This is a genomic window from Streptomyces sp. NPDC032091 (assembly GCF_055580265.1).
This window is the reverse complement of the sequence record NZ_JBVILR010000007.1, coordinates 183,838-199,444: the sequence shown is the minus strand read 5'-3', so window position 1 is coordinate 199,444 and position 15,607 is coordinate 183,838. Positions and strand designations below refer to the sequence as shown.

Here is a 15,607-nt window from a genome sequence, read left to right as displayed (position 1 = left end):
AGATGCAGGTCTCACTTTGCTGTTTCGTCGGGCGGACCGGGTCGTCTCTTGTCCCGTCCCGCCCTCTCGCTCTCGATGAGCTCGTTCAGCCAGCGCACCTCACGCTCGACGGATTCCATTCCGTGCCGCTGCAGTTCGAGCGTGTAGTCGTCCAGGCGCTCCCGTGTGCGGGCGATCGAGGCGCGCATCTTCTCCAGGCGCTCCTCCAGCCGGCTGCGGCGGCCCTCCAGCACGCGCATCCGCACTTCCCGTTCGGTCTGGCCGAAGAAGGCGAAGCGGGCGGCGAAGGACTCGTCCTCCCAGGTGTCGGGGCCGGTGTGGGAGAGGAGCTCTTCGAAGTGCTCCTTCCCCGCGGCCGTCAACCGGTAGACGATCTTGGCGCGGCGCCCTGCGAGTGAAGCGGCGAGAGCGTCCTCCGGGGCGTTTCCCGGTTCTTCGATCAACCAGCCGTTGGCGACCAGCGTCTTGAGGCAGGGATAGAGAGTCCCGTAGCTGAACGCCCTGAATACCCCCAGCGAGGTGTTGAGCCGCTTGCGGAGCTCGTAGCCGTGCATGGGGGATTCGCGAAGCAGGCCGAGGACGGCGAACTCAAGGATGCCTGAGCGCCTGCTCATCCGCCTGCCCCCTCTCTGCCTCTGAGTTTATGCCGAGCTGATGTATCGGCTCGATACATCCAGACCATAGATCGGGGCGCTTCCGGCTACAAGCCGAGACATGGTGACCGGCGTCACATCACCAATTCGTACGACGCAAGTTGCCTGATTTGGGGTGAACTTCGGCACTGGTTGGGTTTTGACCGTGCGTAGGCTGTGCGGCAGGACCACCGGGGGGAACCGGAATCACCTGCCGCTTCCAGGCCACTCGCCTGCCCGAGGAGTAGTCGTTCGATGAGCGAGCACCGCCGCAAACCGCCGCAGCCCCAGGGCGGCGGCCGCGCCGCGTCCCGCCGGGCTGCCCAGCAGCGCCCCGGACGGGGCGCCGGTCCCGGACGGGAGGCGCCCGGCGCACCGCCCGGCGGCCCCTACGGGGACCCGGGCGCCCACGGCAACCGCGCCGACGCCCGCCGGGGCGCCCAGCGCCCGCCCGCCGGCCGAGGACGCCCAGGTGGGAAGGGGGGCGACGGCCGCAAGCGGTTCATCGACTACCCCCGGGCCGGGAAGGCCGGCTGGAAGCGGTTCGTGCCCTCCTGGAAGCTGGTCTGCGGCAGCGTCCTGGGGTTCTTCGCCTTCATCGTCGCCGGGGCCGGGGTCGGCATCGCCATGGTCGGCACCCCGGACATGAACAAGGCGGCCAAGGCGCAGAACAACGTCTTCCAGTGGGCCGACGGCACCCAGATGGTCGCCACCGGCGGGTCCACGAACCGCCAGATCATCCCGATCGACAAGATTCCGGTCTCCATGCGGAACGCCGTGATCGCCGCGGAGAACGAGTCCTTCGAAACGGACAAAGGCGTCGACCCGATGGGTATCGCCCGTGCCGTGGTGAACATGGCCACGGGCGGGTCGACCCAGGGTGGCTCCACCATCACCCAGCAGTACGTCAAGAACTCCTACCTCGACTCCGAGCAGACGCTCAAGCGCAAGGTCACCGAGCTCTTCATCGCGATCAAACTCGGTGCCACCGAGTCGAAGGACACGGTCCTCGCCGGCTACCTGAACACCGCCTACTACGGCCGCGACGCCTACGGCATCCAGGCCGCCGCCCGCGCCTACTTCGGCAAGGACGCCAAGGACCTCAACCCGTCCGAGAGCGCCTTCCTCGCCTCCCTGCTCAAGGGCCCCAACCTCTACAACCCGGACGGCGGCATCGGCTCGGCGGCCACCCCCGAGGCCAACGAGAAGCGGGCCCGGGCCCGCTGGGCGTGGGTGCTCGACCGCGAGGTCGCCGTCCACCGCATGGAGCAGTCCGAGCGGGACAAGTACAAGGAGTTCCCCGCCCGGGTCGACCTCGCCCAGGCCAGCGGCATGTCCGGCCAGACCGGCTACCTGGTCGAGGTGGCCAAGTCGTACGTCATGAAGGCGGCCGACATCAGCGCCGAGAAGATGGCCCTCGGCGGCTACACCATCCGCACCACCTTCCAGAAGCCCAAGGTGGACGCCCTGTCCAAGGCGGTCGAGGACACCCGCAACGACTTCCTCGACGAGAAGAAGCGGCCCGAGTACGACACCTTCGTGCAGTTCGGCGCCGCGTCCGTCGACGTGAAGACCGGGGCGATCGTGGCCCTGTACGGCGGCCCCGGCTGGGACCACAAGTACTTCGCCAACAACGCCAACACCTCCGGCGTCCCCGTCGGCTCCACCTGGAAGCCGTACGTGCTGGCCGCGGCCATGGAGTACGGCACGCAGAACTCCAAGGGCACGGGCATCTCGGCCAACAGCAAGTACAACGCCAACGACCTCACGGTGATCAACGACCGCTCGGGCAAGCCGCTGCTCGGCTCCGACGGACAGCCGTTCAAGCAGAAGAACGAGAGCGAGTACCCGTACGGCTACGTGACGCTGAACGAGGCGATGGAGAAGTCCATCAACGTCCCGTTCGCCCAGCTCGTCTTCGACGTCGGCCACAGCAAGGTCCGCCAGGTCGCGAAGGCCACCGGCATCCTCGAAGAGTCGATGGACGAGAACAACAACGCCTCGTTCGCCCTGGGCACCTCGACGCCCAGCGCGATCCGCATGGCCGACTCCTACGCCACCTTCGCCGCCTCCGGGACGCACCACGAGCCCTTCTCCGTCCTGACGGTCACCAAGGACGGCAAGGACGTCCCCGGGTTCCAGGCCCCGAAGGAGTCCCGGGCCATGGACAACTCCGTCGCGGACAACATCACCAAGGTCCTGCGGAACGTGGTGGAGAACGGCACCGGCACCAAGGCCAAGAAGCTGGGCCGGCCCGCCGCGGGCAAGACCGGTACCACCGACCAGAACAAGTCGGCCTGGTTCGTCGGCTACACCCCGGAGCTCTCCACCTCGGTCACGCTCTTCCGCAACGACCCGAACTCCAAGGACAAGAAGCTCATGTCCATGAACCACGTGGGCGGTGTCGACTCCATCCACGGTGGTGACATCCCCGCGGTGATCTGGACCGAGTACATGCGCGAGGCCCTCAAGGGCACCCCCGTCAAGGACTTCCCCGAGGCCGAGGACATCGGCGTGGTCGCCGACGCCGCCGGCGCCCCCTCGCCCAGCCCGTCGGTGTCGGTGTCCCCCTCCGCCTCGCCGTCCACGTCCGTGTCCCCCTCCCCGTCCACGTCCGTGTCGCCCTCCCCCTCCCAGGGGGGCAAGCCGTGCAAGCCCAAGCCCTGGAACCTGTGCGACCCGCAGACCGCGGCCGGCACGAGCACCGGAGCCGGCGGCGACACCAACGGCGGCAGCACCGACGTGCCGACCGCGCCCGCCACGGGCCGTCCGGGCCGCCCGGGCGGCGGGAGCAACTGGGGCAGCATCATGGGCACCCAGGGCTGACCGCCCCGCCCGCACCACCGAGGGCCGTCGCACACCGTGCGGCGGCCCTCCCCCGTGTCCGGGCCGGTACGGCAGGATGAGCCCATGACCAAGGTGCACGAGGACCGGCCGCCCGTCCTGCCCACGCAGCAGGACGAGGTCGCCGCCGCCGGCAGCGAGCTCATCGGCGGCCCGGCCGGCCGCCACCTCCGCCTGGGCGGCCACTGGCTCACCCCCGTCCGCGTCGTGGTCCTCGTGGCCCTCGGCATGTTCGCGCTCGGCATGGTGCAGAAGCTGCCCTGCTACGACTGGGCCTGGTTCCAGGGAGCCGGCTCCCAGTACACCCACGCCTGCTACTCCGACATCCCGCACCTGTACTCCGCCCGCGGCTTCGCCGACGGCCTCGTGCCCTACCGCGACCGGTTCCCCGACCTGGCGGTCGACCCCAAGTACGGCGGCATGCAGTACCTGGAGTACCCGGTGCTCACCGGGGCGTTCATGCAGGTGGCCTCCTGGCTGACCCCCTCGTCCGGGGCCATCCAGCACCGCGAGCAGATGTACTGGATGGTCAACGCCGGCATGCTGATGGCCTGCGCCGCGGTCATCGCCGTCTGCGTCGCCCGGACCCACCGCCGCCGCCCCTGGGATGCCCTGCTGCTGGCCCTGGCGCCCGCCTTCGCGCTCAACGCGACCATCAACTGGGACCTGCCGGCCGTCGCCCTCGCCGCCGCCGCGATGCTGATGTGGTCGCGCCGCCGCCCGCTGCTCGCCGGCGTCCTCATCGGCCTGGCCACCGCGGCCAAGCTCTACCCCGTGCTGCTGCTCGGCGTGCTGTTCGTCCTGTGCTGGCGGGCCGGGAAGTGGCGGGCGTTCGGCGCCGCCGCGGCGGGCGCGGTCGTCTCGTGGCTCGTGGTCGACCTGCCCGTCATGCTCTACGCCTGGGACGGGTGGAAGCGGTTCTACGTGTTCAGCCAGGACCGGCCGATCGACTTCGGCTCCGTCTGGCTGCTGATCTCGCAGCGCACCGGCAACCCGCTGGACGACGCCAACACCTACGCGACCGGGCTGACCCTCCTGCTGTGCCTGGGCATCGGCCTGCTCACGCTGACGGCCCCCCGGCGGCCCCGCTTCGCCCAGCTGGCCTTCCTGGTCGTCGCCGCCTTCATCCTGGCCAACAAGGTCTACTCGCCCCAGTACGTGCTGTGGCTCGTCCCGCTCGCCGCGCTGGCCCGGCCGCGCTGGCGCGACTTCCTGATCTGGCAGGCCGGCGAGGTCGTGTACTTCCTGGGGATCTGGTTCTACCTCGCCTACACGACCAGCGGGGACAAGCACCAGGGGCTGCCGCTGGAGGGGTACCAGCTGGCCATCGCCGTCCACCTGGCGGCCACGCTCTACCTGTGCGCGGTCGTCGTGCGGGACATCCTGCTGCCCGAGCGCGACGTCGTACGGCGCGACGGCTCGGACGACCCGTCCGGCGGAGTCCTGGACGGGGCCGAGGACGTCTTCGTCCTCGGGGACAGGACGAAGGCGCCGCGGGACGCGGCGCCTTCGGAGGGACAGCGGGTCGCCTGGGGCATGGACCCCCGGGACTGACCGGTCAGGCGTCGAGCACCCGGTCGAACTGCGTCGTGGTGTGGCGCAGGTGGGCCACCAGCTCGTCGCCCACCTTCGGCTCGGTCGAGTCCGAGGGCACGAACAGGATCGACACCTGCATGTGCGGGGGCTCGGCGAACCAGCGCTGCTTGCCCGCCCAGACGAAGGGCGAGAGGTTGCGGTTGACGGTGGCCAGGCCGGCCCGGGCGACGCCCTTGGCGCGCGGCATCATGCCGTGGAGGGCCTTGGGGGCCTCCAGGCCCACCCCGTGCGAGGTGCCGCCGGCGACCACGACCAGCCAGCCGTCGGAGGCGGCCTTCTGCTGGCGGTAGCCGAACCGGTCGCCCTTGGCCACGCGCGTGACGTCCAGGACCGCCCCCCGGTACTGGGTGGCGTCGTGGTCGCCCAGCCACAGCCGGGTGCCGATACGGGCGCGGAAGCGGGTCTGCGGGAACTGCTGCTGGAGCCGGGCCAGCTCCTCGGCCCGCAGGTGGCTGACGAACATGGTGTGCAGCGGCAGCCGGGCCGCGCGCAGCCGGTCCATCCAGCCGATGACCTCCTCGACGGCGTCGGAGCCGTCGGGGCGGTCGAGCGGCAGGTGCAGGGCGAAGCCCTCCAGCCGGACGTCCTCGATCGCCGACTGGAGCAGGCCCAGGTCCTGCTCGGAGACGCCGTGGCGGCGCATCGAGCTCATGCACTCGATGACCACGCGGGCGCCGACCAGGCCGCGGACCCCGTCCACCGACGCCACCGAGCGGATGACCCGGTCCGGCAGCGGCACCGGCTCCTCACCCCGCCGGAACGGGGTGAGGACGAGCAGGTCGCCGCCGAACCGGTCCTTGATGCTCGCGGCCTCGTACGTCGTCCCGACGGCCAGGATGTCGGCGCCCATCCGGGTCGCCTCCTCGCACAGCCGCTCGTGGCCGAAGCCGTAGCCGTTGCCCTTGCAGACCGGGATCAGACCGGGGAACTGGTCGATGATCGTCTTCTGGTGCGCACGCCAGCGCGCGGTGTCGACGTAGAGCGTGAGCGCCATGCCCGTCCGGAGCCTCTCTCGGAAAGCTGCGTGGTGCAGCGGTGCGGTGTGTGTGGAAGGGGCGGGGTGGGTCAGCGGCGCGACATGTAGATGTCGAGCGCCTTGTGCAGCACCTTGTTGAGCGGGAAGTCCCACTCGCCGACGTACTCGACGGCCTCGCCGCCCGTACCGACCTTGAACTGGATCAGGCCGAACAGGTGGTCGTTCTCGTCCAGGGTGTCACTGATGCCGCGCAGGTCGTAGACGCTGGCGCCGAGCGCGTACGAGTCGCGCAGCATGCGCCACTGCATCGCGTTCGAGGGCCGGACCTCGCGCTTGTGGTTGGCGGAGGCGCCGTAGGAGTACCAGACGTGCTGGCCGACCGTCAGCATCGTGGCGGCCGCGAGCGGTTCGCCCTCGTGCTTGGCGATGTACAGCCGCATGCGGTTGGGGTCCTCGGAGTTGAGGGCCGTCCACTGGCGCTGGAAGTAACTGAGCGGGCGCGGACGGAACTTGTCGCGCTCGGCCGTGATCTCGTAGAGGTACTGCCAGGTCGGCAGGTCCTCGTAGCCGCCCTGGACGACCTCGACGCCGGCCTTCTCGGCCTTCTTGATGTTGCGGCGCCACAGCTGGTTGAAGCCCTTGAGGACGTCGTCCAGCGAACGGTTCGCCAGCGGCACCTGGAAGACGTAGCGGGGCTGGACGTCGCCGAAGCCGGCGCCGCCGTCCTCGCCCTGCTGCCAGCCCATGCGGCGCAGCTTGTCGGACACCTCGAAGGCGCGGGGCTCGATGTACGAAGCCTCCACGTCGCGCAGGCGCTTGACCTCGGGGTCCTGGATACCGGCCTTGATGGCGGCGGAGTTCCAGCGGCGGATGACGACGGGCGGGCCCATCTTCACGGTGAAGGCGCCCTGCTGCTTGAGGTGCGCCAGCATCGGCTGGAGCCATTCCTCCAGGTTGGGCGCGTACCAGTTGATGACCGGGCCCTCGGGGAGGTAGGCGAGGTACCGCTTCACCTTGGGCAGCTGGCGGTACAGGACGAGCGCGGCACCGACGAGCTGGCCGGACTTGTCGAACCATCCGAGGTTCTCCGAGCGCCACTCGTTCTTGACGTCGGCCCATGCCGGGACCTGGCAGTGGCTAGCCGAGGGCAGGCTCTGGAGGTACGCCAGATGCTGCTCTCGGCTGATGGTGCTCAGGGACAGGCTCATGCGGGGTGTCTCCTCGGGCGGCTTCGCTGCTATGGCGCGAAGCCTACTGCGACGGGGGCGCCACCCATCTGGGGGACGGGCCGTAGCCCGGGCCGGAGTCCGGCCGGCGCCCCTCCGGGGAGATCCCCCGGTCAGCCCACCCAGCCGCCGAAGAGGCCGCCGTGCGCCATTCCGAGGAAGAAGCCGATGCCAGACGCGCCAAGGCCGATGATCAGTGCGAAGCGCTCGCGTGTCGTCGCGGAGATGAACTGCCCGTAGGCGCCGGTCGCGATCCCGATCAGCCCCGTCCAGGAGCTGAGCAGGTGCAGATTGTGGAAGAACGCAGTGACGAACGCCACGACGCCGAGGACGAGGGTGACGGCCACCAGGGTGTCCTGGAGGGGATGGGGCTTGCCGTCGGTCGAGAGCAGGGAGATGGGCGGACGATCCATTGCCTGTGCCATCGGAAGGCACCTCCTGGCTGACGCAGAGCGGTGTGACGGCGCGGCCTCCGGCCTGGGCCGGGGGGCATAGCACCGAGCACACCCGTTGCCTACAGATTGTGGCCCCCTCCCGCCGGATTTCAACCGGAAGGAGTCGAGCAGGTAGTCTGTACGGTCTGCGCGGTGTCTGCTCTCGGACACCGTGCGGCACGCATCACGACCCTCCTGCCACGGAACGACCGTGGCCGCTGAGTCCAAAGGAGGTGGGTTCCACATGCGTCACTACGAAGTGATGGTCATCCTCGACCCCGATCTGGAGGAGCGCGCTGTCGCCCCCCTGATCGAGAACTTCCTTTCCGTCGTCCGTGAGGGCAACGGAAAGGTCGAGAAGGTCGACACCTGGGGCCGTCGTCGTCTCGCTTACGAGATCAAGAAGAAGCCCGAGGGCATCTACTCGGTCCTCGACCTGCAGGCCGAGCCTGCGGTCGTCAAGGAGCTCGACCGCCAGATGAACCTGAACGAGTCGGTTCTCCGGACCAAGGTCCTTCGCCCCGAGACCCACTGAACTCCGGTTCAGCGGTAATCGGGACCGAGTAGCACAGCAGCCCAGCAGCAATCCCCGCCGAGAGGTTCATCCATGGCAGGCGAGACCGTCATCACGGTCGTCGGCAATCTCGTCGACGACCCCGAGCTGCGCTTCACCCCCTCGGGTGCGGCGGTCGCGAAGTTCCGTGTCGCGTCCACCCCCCGCACCTTCGACCGTCAGACCAATGAGTGGAAGGACGGCGAGAGCCTGTTCCTGACCTGCTCGGTGTGGCGGCAGGCGGCCGAGAACGTCGCCGAGTCCCTCCAGCGGGGCATGCGCGTCATCGTGCAGGGCCGGCTGAGGCAGCGGTCGTACGAGGACCGTGAGGGTGTCAAGCGCACGGTCTACGAGCTGGACGTCGAGGAAGTCGGCCCCAGCCTGAAGAACGCCACGGCCAAGGTCGCCAAGACCACCGGTCGCGGCGGCCAGGGTGGATACGGCGGCGGCGGTCAGCAGCAGCAGGGCGGCGGCGGCTGGGGAGCCCCCAGCGGCGGTCCCCAGGGCGGCGGTCCCCAGGGCGGCGGAGCTCCCTCCGACGACCCGTGGGCGTCCAGCGCGCCGGCCGGTGGCCAGCAGCAGGGCGGCGGCGGGGGCGGCTGGGGCGGAAGCTCCGGCGGCTCCGGCGGCGGCTACTCGGACGAGCCGCCCTTCTAAGGGCAGCTCAATCCCCACTTCTTGATCACACAGGAGAGACACAATGGCGAAGCCGCCTGTGCGCAAGCCTAAGAAGAAGGTCTGCGCGTTCTGCAAGGACAAGACCGCGTACGTGGACTACAAGGACACGAACATGCTGCGGAAGTTCATTTCCGACCGCGGCAAGATCCGTGCCCGCCGCGTTACCGGCAACTGCACGCAGCACCAGCGTGACGTCGCCACGGCCGTCAAGAACAGCCGTGAGATGGCGCTGCTGCCCTACACGTCCACCGCGCGCTAAGGAAAGGGTGACCGACCAATGAAGATCATCCTGACCCACGAGGTCTCTGGCCTCGGTACCGCCGGCGATGTCGTCGACGTCAAGGACGGTTACGCTCGTAACTACCTGGTCCCGCGTGGTTTCGCGATCCGCTGGACCAAGGGTGGCGAGAAGGACGTGGCGCAGATCCGCCGCGCCCGCAAGATCCACGAGATCGCGACCATCGAGCAGGCCAACGAGGTCAAGGCCAAGCTCGAGGGCGTGAAGGTCCGTCTGGCCACCCGCGCGGGTGACGCCGGTCGTCTCTTCGGTTCCGTCACCCCGGCCGACATCGCCACGGCGATCGAGTCTTCCGGTGGCCCGAAGGTCGACAAGCGCCGCGTGGAGCTGGGCTCCCCGATCAAGACCCTCGGTTCGTACCAGGTCTCCGTGCGTCTGCACGCCGAGGTCGCCGCGAACGTGGGCATCGAGGTCGTCGCCGCCTAAGGGCAGCGCATGAAGGGCCGCACACCTCCGGGGGTGCGGCCCTTCGTCGTGTCCGCGATGTTTCACGTGAAACATCGGGGGCCCGGTGCGGTCCGGTCAGCGGGTGGCGCCCGCAACGAGCCACCGGCCCGAGCGGGCGCGCAGCTGGAGGGTGGCCATCCGGACCAGCATCATCAGCGTCATGGCCCACCACAGCGCCGTCAGGCCGCCGCCCAGCACGGGGACGAGCAGTGCGGCCGGAGCGAACACCGCGAGGGTCAGGAGCATGGCCCGGGCGAGGTAGGGCCCGTCCCCGGCGCCCATCAGCACCCCGTCCAGGACGAAAACGACCCCGCAGACCGGCTGGGCGAGGGCCACGACCAGCAGGGCGGGGAGCAGGGCGTCCTCCACCACAGGGTCGCCGGTGAAGAGCGGGATGAACACCGGGCGGGCCAGGACGACCAGCAGGCCCAGCACGACTCCCGATCCGATGCCCCACCGCACCATGCGCCGGCAGACGGCCCGGGCGCCCTCGGTGTCTCCGGCGCCCAGGTAACGGCCGATGATGGCCTGGCCGGCGATGGCGATGGCGTCCAGGGCGAAGGCGAGCAGACTCCACAGGGACAGCACGATCTGGTGGGCGGCGATGTCGGCGTCCCCCAGCCGGGCCGCCACCGCGGTCGCGATCATCAGGATGGCGCGCAGGGACAGGGTACGGACCAGCAGCGGCACGCCCGCCTGGGCGCAGGCGCGGATGCCGGCCGCGTCGGGCCGCAGGGAGGCGCCGTGCCGGCGGGCTCCCCGGACCACGACGCAGAGGTAGGCGGCGGCCATCGCGCACTGGGCGATGACGGTGCCCCAGGCCGATCCCGCGATGCCGAGGCCGGCCCCGTAGACGAGGGCCACGTTCAGGCCGCCGTTGAGGGCGAAGCCGCCGACGGCCACGTAGAGCGGCGTCCGGGTGTCCTGGAGCCCGCGTATGACCCCGGTGGCCGCCAGCACCACGAGCATGGCCGGGATGCCCAGCGCGGAGACGCGCAGGTAGGTGACCGCGTACGGGGCGACCGTGTCCGAGGCCCCGAAGAGGGCGATCAGCGAAGGGGCGGTGGGCAGGACGGCGGCGACGACCGCCGCGCCGAGCAGCAGGGCGAGCCAGATGCCGTCCATGCCCTGGCGTATGGCCGCCCGCAGGTCCCCGGCTCCCACCCGGCGGGCCACGGCGGCGGTGGTCGCGTAGGCGAGGAAGACGAAGACGCTCACGGCCGTGGTGAGCAGGGCGGCGGCGACGCCGAGGCCGGCCAGCTGAGGGGTGCCGAGGTGTCCCACGATGGCGCTGTCGGCCATCACGAAGAGTGGCTCGGCGACGAGGGCGCCGAAGGCGGGGAGGGCGAGGGCGAGTATCTCGCGGTCGTGCCGTCTCGGGGCGGCCTTCTCAGCTGTGGGGGCCTGTGTCATGTGCTCAATCTAATCTTCCACAGGTAATAGATGCAATCCCCTGGAGATCCTTACCAAGGCGCTGACTTGGGAGTTCGTCGCGGACCGTTGCGGGCGATCTTGGGAGTGGGGCGAAGAATTTTCTCCAGCGCTGCCCGTGGATGAGGAAACTGCAGGTCAACCTGGGTGTTGGGGTGGGTCGGGTGATTTTGTCCACAGCGCCGTCCCCCGGTCTGTGCACAGCTTCGGGCGACTTACCCACAGCATTGGGTCCGTCGTCCACAACTCATCCACACAGCCTGTGGATAACAAGATTGGCTGACGTCGCCCGCGGCCCTACCGTTGGGCGTTGCCCGACGCGCCGAGAGCCGATCCGGGTGTCCCAAATGTCAGAGCCGTGTCGTAGAAAGAGTGACACGGCGAGGTCCGCGTTGCGGACGGGAGGAGGCGGCCCGGTGACCATGCCCGAGCCCATGGACGACCCCTGGGCCGACAGCGGCCCCAGCGACCGTCTGCCCGCCCGTCCGCGCCGGGGCGGCGACGGCCGTGGCCGTGGCGACGAGGAGCGCGACCGGGGCCGCGAGGGCGGCTCCTGGGACGGCGGGGGCGGCGGCTTCGAGCGCGTCCCGCCCCAGGACCTCGACGCCGAGCAGTCCGTGCTGGGCGGCATGCTGCTGTCCAAGGACGCCATCGCCGACGTGGTCGAGGTCCTCAAGGGCCACGACTTCTACCGCCCGTCGCACGAGACGATCTACCAGGCCATTCTCGACCTGTACGCCAAGGGCGAGCCGGCCGACCCCATCACCGTCGGCGCGGAGCTGACCCGGCGCGGGGAGATCGGCAAGGTCGGCGGGGCCTCGTACCTGCACACCCTGGTGCAGTCCGTGCCGACCGCCGCGAACGCCGAGTACTACGCGGAGATCGTCCACGAGCGGGCCGTCCTGCGCCGCCTCGTCGCGGCCGGTACGAAGATCACGCAGATGGGCTACGCGGCGGACGGGGACGTCGACGAGATCGTCAACAGCGCCCAGGCCGAGATCTACGCCGTCACCGAGCAGCGGACCTCCGAGGACTACCTCCCCCTCGGCGACATCATGGAGGGCGCCCTCGACGAGATCGAGGCCATCGGATCGCGCTCCGGCCAGATGTCGGGCGTCCCGACCGGGTTCACCGACCTGGACTCCCTGACCAACGGCCTGCACCCCGGCCAGATGATCGTCATCGCCGCCCGACCCGCCATGGGCAAGTCGACCCTGGCGCTGGACTTCGCCCGCGCCTGCTCCATCAAGAGCAACCTGCCGAGCGTCATCTTCTCCCTGGAAATGGGCCGCAACGAGATCGCGATGCGCCTGCTCTCGGCGGAGGCCCGGGTGGCGCTGCACCACATGCGCTCCGGCACCATGACGGACGACGACTGGACCAGGCTCGCCCGCCGGATGCCCGACGTCTCGGCCGCCCCGCTCTACATCGACGACTCCCCGAACCTGTCGATGATGGAGATCCGGGCCAAGTGCCGCCGGCTCAAGCAGCGCAACGACCTCTCGCTCGTGGTCATCGACTACCTCCAGCTGATGCAGTCGGGCGGCTCGCGCCGTCCCGAGAGCCGCCAGCAGGAGGTCTCGGACATGTCCCGAAACCTCAAGCTGCTGGCCAAGGAGCTCGAAGTGCCGGTGATCGCGCTCTCCCAGCTGAACCGTGGTCCCGAGCAGCGCACCGACAAGAAGCCGATGGTCTCCGACCTGCGTGAGTCCGGCTCCATCGAGCAGGACGCCGACATGGTGATCCTGCTGCACCGCGAGGACGCGTACGAGAAGGAGTCCCCCCGCGCGGGCGAGGCGGACCTGATCGTCGCCAAGCACCGAAACGGTCCGACGGCCACCATCACCGTGGCCTTCCAGGGTCATTATTCGCGGTTCGTGGACATGGCCAACACGTAGCATCCGATCATGGACGCGCTCTCTGAAGACCTGGAACTCCTGCCCTCCACCCGGCGTGCGCTGAGCCACCGGATCGCCGTGGCGCAGAGCGAGGGCCGGGCCCCCTCCGTGGTGGCGGCCGTCGTACGGGGCGGAGAGGTGGTCTGGGAGGGATCGCGGACCAGCGTCGAGGGCCACGGCCCCGACGGGGACGTGCAGTACCGCATCGGGTCGATCACCAAGACGTTCACGGCGGTCCTGGTGATGCGGCTGCGGGACGAGGGACTGCTGGCGCTCTCGGACCCGCTGGGCAAGCACCTGCCCGGGACCGGTGCCGACGAGGTGACCATCGCCCAGCTGCTCGCGCACAGCGCCGGACTGGCGGCCGAGACTCCCGGCGAGTGGTGGGAGCGCACCCCCGGCGCGCAGCGGCCCGAGCTCGCCGACGTGCTGGGCGAGGAGCCGTTCAAGCACGCCCCCGGTACCCGGCACCACTACTCCAACACGGGCTACACCCTGCTGGGTTCGCTCGTCGAGGCGCTGCGCGGGAAGCCCTGGGAGGAGGTGCTGCGGGCCGAGGTGCTGGAGCCGCTGGGGCTGCACCGTACGAGCGCGCGGCCGCAGGCACCGCACGCGGGCGGCTGGGCGGTCCATCCGTGGGCGGACCTGATGATGCCCGAGCCGGCGGAGGACCTGGGGCTCATGGCCCCCGCCGGCCAGCTCTGGTCGACGACCCGTGATCTGGCCCGGTTCGCGGTCCTGCTGGCACGCGGCGACGAGCGGGTGCTGAGCGCGGAGAGCGCACGGGAGATGCGCACCTCCGCGGCGCCCCCGGAGCCCGGGTTCGCGGACCTCGGATACGGACTGGGCCTGCAGCTGGCGGACCAGCGGGGACGGCGGCTCGTCGGGCACGGCGGTTCGCTCCCCGGGTTCGTCGCGGGGCTCTGGCTGAGCGAGGCGGACGACGTGGCGGCGGTGGTGCTGGCCAACTGCACCTCGGGACTGCCGCCTTCGACGGTGGCCGCCGACCTCCTCGGCATCGTGGCGGACGCGGAGCCCCGCTTCCCCACGCCGTGGCGGCCGTTCGCGGAAGCGGACCGGGTGCCGCTGGAGCTGGCCGGTGTCTGGTACTGGGGCACCGCGCCGCACGCCCTGCGGCTGAAGGCGGACGGGTCGCTGGAGCTGGGCCCGGTCGGCGTGACGGGGCGCGCTGCCCGGTTCCGCGCGGAGCCGGACGGCACGTGGACGGGCCTGACGGGCTACTACGCGGGCGAGACCCTGCGGGCCGTACGGCGCGAGGACGGCTCCCTGAGCCACCTCGACCTGGCCTCGTTCGTCTTCACGCGTGAGCCCTACGACCCGCAGGCCCCGGTGCCGGGCGGGGTGGACCCGAAGGGCTGGCGGGGCATCGGCTGACGCTGCCCGGCCCGGTCAGGCCACGAGTTCGCGCTCCAGCGGGGTGCGGAAGCGGGGGGTGATCCGGGCGTCCCCCACCCAGGCGGCCAGCCGCTCGGCCTCCGCCGCGATCATCTCCTCGGCGTCGCGGCCGGGGTCGGCCAGCAGCCGCCAGACGATCTCGCCGTCGGGGCGCTGGGCCCAGCCGCCGACGACCTCGCCGTTCCACCACACGGTCGGGCCGATGTTGCCCGCGTAGTCGAAGAGGGCGGGACGGTGGGCCGGGTCGAGGTGGAAGCTCCGGTCGGCCCAGCCCATGCCGCTGGGGTCCAGGCCCGGCAGCAGTGCGGCCCAGGGCTCGGGGGCGGGTTCGGGCGCGGTGTCGCCGGGGCAGACGAGCGCGGTGGCACCGTCGTCCAGGCGGACCTGTTCGGGCCCGACGGCGGCCAGGGCCCTGCGTACGTCGGTGAGCGTCCAGCCGGTCCACCACTTGAGGTCGGCCTCGGTGGCCGGTCCGTAGGCGCGCAGCCAGCGGCCGGCGATCTCGGCGCGGGCCTCGGCCGCCGGAACGGCGGGCCAGGGCTGCGTGTGGACCCACCGGAACTGGCTGGAGGTCCAGGAGCCGCGCGGCCGGTCCCGGCGGATGCGGCCGTCCGCGGCGAGCAGGCGGATGACGCGGGTGGCAACGCCCGTCTCGGCCTCGTACTTCTTGCCCCGGCCGACGGTGATCTTCTGCTGGAGGGCGGGCACCGCCGCCGACAGCTGGGACCCCGTCGAGGGGCCCCGGGCGTCGAGGGCTTCGAGTGCGGCGGCCTCTGCCTGCGCCAGCCAGTCGGCGTCGAGGCCCCGGCCGTCCTCGTCGAGGCGCTTGAGGAGGGTCCGGCGCTCCTTCGCGGCGATCGCGCGGGCGGTGGAGGAGTCCACGAGGGGCGCGAGTCCGGCGGACACGGCGAAGAGCGTGTTGCGCATGCTGAGCAGCCGGACGACGCTCATGTCCTCGTAGAGCGCGCGTTCGACCGCCGCCGGGCCGCCTTCCGCCAGGCGGGCGCGTGCGGAGAGGTAGAGGGTCGCCGCGTCCGTGGCGTGCAGGGCGACGACCGCGTCCGCGGCCGCGGCGGTGTCGGCGGCGCGGGCCGAGGGGGCCAGACAGTGCCGGCGGCCGAGCCGGTGGCGGCGGTCGGCGGTGGTGACGAGGGGGAGGCCGGTGCTCATCCTCCCGA

Annotated in this window: 14 protein-coding genes; 8 read left to right on the top strand and 6 right to left on the bottom strand. The window is 70.7% G+C overall.

Going from position 1 to position 15,607, the window contains the following annotated elements:
* Positions 1-11 precede the first annotated feature (11 nt).
* Positions 12-614 carry a PadR family transcriptional regulator gene (locus ACZ5NJ_RS14395; protein WP_468765147.1) on the bottom strand — a complete coding sequence of 201 codons (603 nt, stop codon included), beginning with the start codon at positions 612-614 and terminating at the stop codon, positions 12-14.
* 273 nt (positions 615-887) lie between these two features.
* Here ACZ5NJ_RS14395 and ACZ5NJ_RS14390 point away from each other — a divergent pair, with 273 nt between their 5' ends.
* On the top strand, positions 888-3,458 hold the full coding sequence (locus ACZ5NJ_RS14390) for a transglycosylase domain-containing protein (protein ID WP_468765146.1): 2,571 nt from the start codon (positions 888-890) through the stop codon (positions 3,456-3,458).
* Positions 3,459-3,542: 84 nt separating this feature from the next.
* Positions 3,543-5,030 carry a glycosyltransferase family 87 protein gene (locus ACZ5NJ_RS14385; RefSeq protein WP_468765145.1) on the top strand — a complete coding sequence of 496 codons (1,488 nt, stop codon included), beginning with the start codon at positions 3,543-3,545 and terminating at the stop codon, positions 5,028-5,030.
* 4 nt (positions 5,031-5,034) lie between these two features.
* Here the strand turns inward: ACZ5NJ_RS14385 and ACZ5NJ_RS14380 are convergent, their stop codons facing one another.
* From ACZ5NJ_RS14380 to ACZ5NJ_RS14370, 3 genes are all read right to left on the bottom strand, one after another.
* Positions 5,035-6,066 carry an alanine racemase gene (locus ACZ5NJ_RS14380; protein ID WP_468765144.1) on the bottom strand — a complete coding sequence of 344 codons (1,032 nt, stop codon included), beginning with the start codon at positions 6,064-6,066 and terminating at the stop codon, positions 5,035-5,037.
* Positions 6,067-6,137: 71 nt separating this feature from the next.
* Complete coding sequence (locus ACZ5NJ_RS14375; RefSeq protein WP_079428650.1) at positions 6,138-7,256, bottom strand: lipid II:glycine glycyltransferase FemX; 1,119 nt, start codon at positions 7,254-7,256, stop codon at positions 6,138-6,140.
* Positions 7,257-7,387: 131 nt separating this feature from the next.
* A complete protein-coding gene (locus ACZ5NJ_RS14370) occupies positions 7,388-7,699 on the bottom strand; it encodes a hypothetical protein (RefSeq protein ID WP_468765143.1) in 312 nt (103 codons plus the stop codon).
* A gap of 253 nt (positions 7,700-7,952) precedes the next feature.
* Between ACZ5NJ_RS14370 and rpsF the strand changes: the two genes are divergently transcribed.
* The 4 genes from rpsF (at position 7,953) to rplI (ending at position 9,663) form a co-directional block, all read left to right on the top strand.
* Positions 7,953-8,243, top strand: coding sequence for a 30S ribosomal protein S6 (rpsF, locus tag ACZ5NJ_RS14365; protein ID WP_007265254.1), 291 nt, complete (start codon positions 7,953-7,955; stop codon positions 8,241-8,243).
* A 72-nt stretch (positions 8,244-8,315) separates the two neighbouring features.
* A complete protein-coding gene (locus tag ACZ5NJ_RS14360) occupies positions 8,316-8,918 on the top strand; it encodes a single-stranded DNA-binding protein (RefSeq protein WP_468765142.1) in 603 nt (200 codons plus the stop codon).
* Between the two features lie 43 nt (positions 8,919-8,961).
* A complete protein-coding gene (rpsR, locus tag ACZ5NJ_RS14355) occupies positions 8,962-9,198 on the top strand; it encodes a 30S ribosomal protein S18 (protein ID WP_005315025.1) in 237 nt (78 codons plus the stop codon).
* A gap of 18 nt (positions 9,199-9,216) precedes the next feature.
* Complete coding sequence (rplI, locus tag ACZ5NJ_RS14350) at positions 9,217-9,663, top strand: 50S ribosomal protein L9 (protein ID WP_468765141.1); 447 nt, start codon at positions 9,217-9,219, stop codon at positions 9,661-9,663.
* A 96-nt stretch (positions 9,664-9,759) separates the two neighbouring features.
* Here rplI and ACZ5NJ_RS14345 read toward each other — a convergent pair whose 3' ends face one another.
* Positions 9,760-11,097, bottom strand: a complete 1,338-nt coding sequence (locus ACZ5NJ_RS14345) for an MATE family efflux transporter (RefSeq protein WP_468765140.1) — start codon at positions 11,095-11,097, stop codon at positions 9,760-9,762.
* Between the two features lie 452 nt (positions 11,098-11,549).
* Here ACZ5NJ_RS14345 and dnaB point away from each other — a divergent pair, with 452 nt between their 5' ends.
* The gene (dnaB, locus tag ACZ5NJ_RS14340) at positions 11,550-13,013 is read left to right on the top strand and encodes a replicative DNA helicase (RefSeq protein WP_468765254.1); all 1,464 of its coding nucleotides are present in this window, start codon (positions 11,550-11,552) and stop codon (positions 13,011-13,013) included.
* Between the two features lie 9 nt (positions 13,014-13,022).
* On the top strand, positions 13,023-14,408 hold the full coding sequence (locus ACZ5NJ_RS14335; RefSeq protein ID WP_468765139.1) for a serine hydrolase domain-containing protein: 1,386 nt from the start codon (positions 13,023-13,025) through the stop codon (positions 14,406-14,408).
* Positions 14,409-14,423: 15 nt separating this feature from the next.
* Here the strand turns inward: ACZ5NJ_RS14335 and ACZ5NJ_RS14330 are convergent, their stop codons facing one another.
* Complete coding sequence (locus tag ACZ5NJ_RS14330) at positions 14,424-15,599, bottom strand: winged helix DNA-binding domain-containing protein (protein WP_468765138.1); 1,176 nt, start codon at positions 15,597-15,599, stop codon at positions 14,424-14,426.
* Positions 15,600-15,607 lie beyond the last annotated feature (8 nt).

What these genes read in the sequence shown, in the direction of transcription:
- rpsF (WP_007265254.1), top strand. Translation starts at nt 7,953, where the DNA reads ATGCGTCACTACGAAGTGATGGTCATCCTCGACCCCGATCTGGAGGAG.
- ACZ5NJ_RS14330 (WP_468765138.1), bottom strand. Translation starts at nt 15,599, where the DNA reads ATGAGCACCGGCCTCCCCCTCGTCACCACCGCCGACCGCCGCCACCGG.
- ACZ5NJ_RS14370 (WP_468765143.1), bottom strand. Translation starts at nt 7,699, where the DNA reads ATGGCACAGGCAATGGATCGTCCGCCCATCTCCCTGCTCTCGACCGAC.
- ACZ5NJ_RS14360 (WP_468765142.1), top strand. Translation starts at nt 8,316, where the DNA reads ATGGCAGGCGAGACCGTCATCACGGTCGTCGGCAATCTCGTCGACGAC.
- rplI (WP_468765141.1), top strand. Translation starts at nt 9,217, where the DNA reads ATGAAGATCATCCTGACCCACGAGGTCTCTGGCCTCGGTACCGCCGGC.
- ACZ5NJ_RS14390 (WP_468765146.1), top strand. Translation starts at nt 888, where the DNA reads ATGAGCGAGCACCGCCGCAAACCGCCGCAGCCCCAGGGCGGCGGCCGC.
- rpsR (WP_005315025.1), top strand. Translation starts at nt 8,962, where the DNA reads ATGGCGAAGCCGCCTGTGCGCAAGCCTAAGAAGAAGGTCTGCGCGTTC.
- ACZ5NJ_RS14345 (WP_468765140.1), bottom strand. Translation starts at nt 11,097, where the DNA reads ATGACACAGGCCCCCACAGCTGAGAAGGCCGCCCCGAGACGGCACGAC.
- ACZ5NJ_RS14385 (WP_468765145.1), top strand. Translation starts at nt 3,543, where the DNA reads ATGACCAAGGTGCACGAGGACCGGCCGCCCGTCCTGCCCACGCAGCAG.
- ACZ5NJ_RS14335 (WP_468765139.1), top strand. Translation starts at nt 13,023, where the DNA reads ATGGACGCGCTCTCTGAAGACCTGGAACTCCTGCCCTCCACCCGGCGT.
- ACZ5NJ_RS14375 (WP_079428650.1), bottom strand. Translation starts at nt 7,256, where the DNA reads ATGAGCCTGTCCCTGAGCACCATCAGCCGAGAGCAGCATCTGGCGTAC.
- ACZ5NJ_RS14395 (WP_468765147.1), bottom strand. Translation starts at nt 614, where the DNA reads ATGAGCAGGCGCTCAGGCATCCTTGAGTTCGCCGTCCTCGGCCTGCTT.
- ACZ5NJ_RS14380 (WP_468765144.1), bottom strand. Translation starts at nt 6,066, where the DNA reads ATGGCGCTCACGCTCTACGTCGACACCGCGCGCTGGCGTGCGCACCAG.
- dnaB (WP_468765254.1), top strand. Translation starts at nt 11,550, where the DNA reads ATGGACGACCCCTGGGCCGACAGCGGCCCCAGCGACCGTCTGCCCGCC.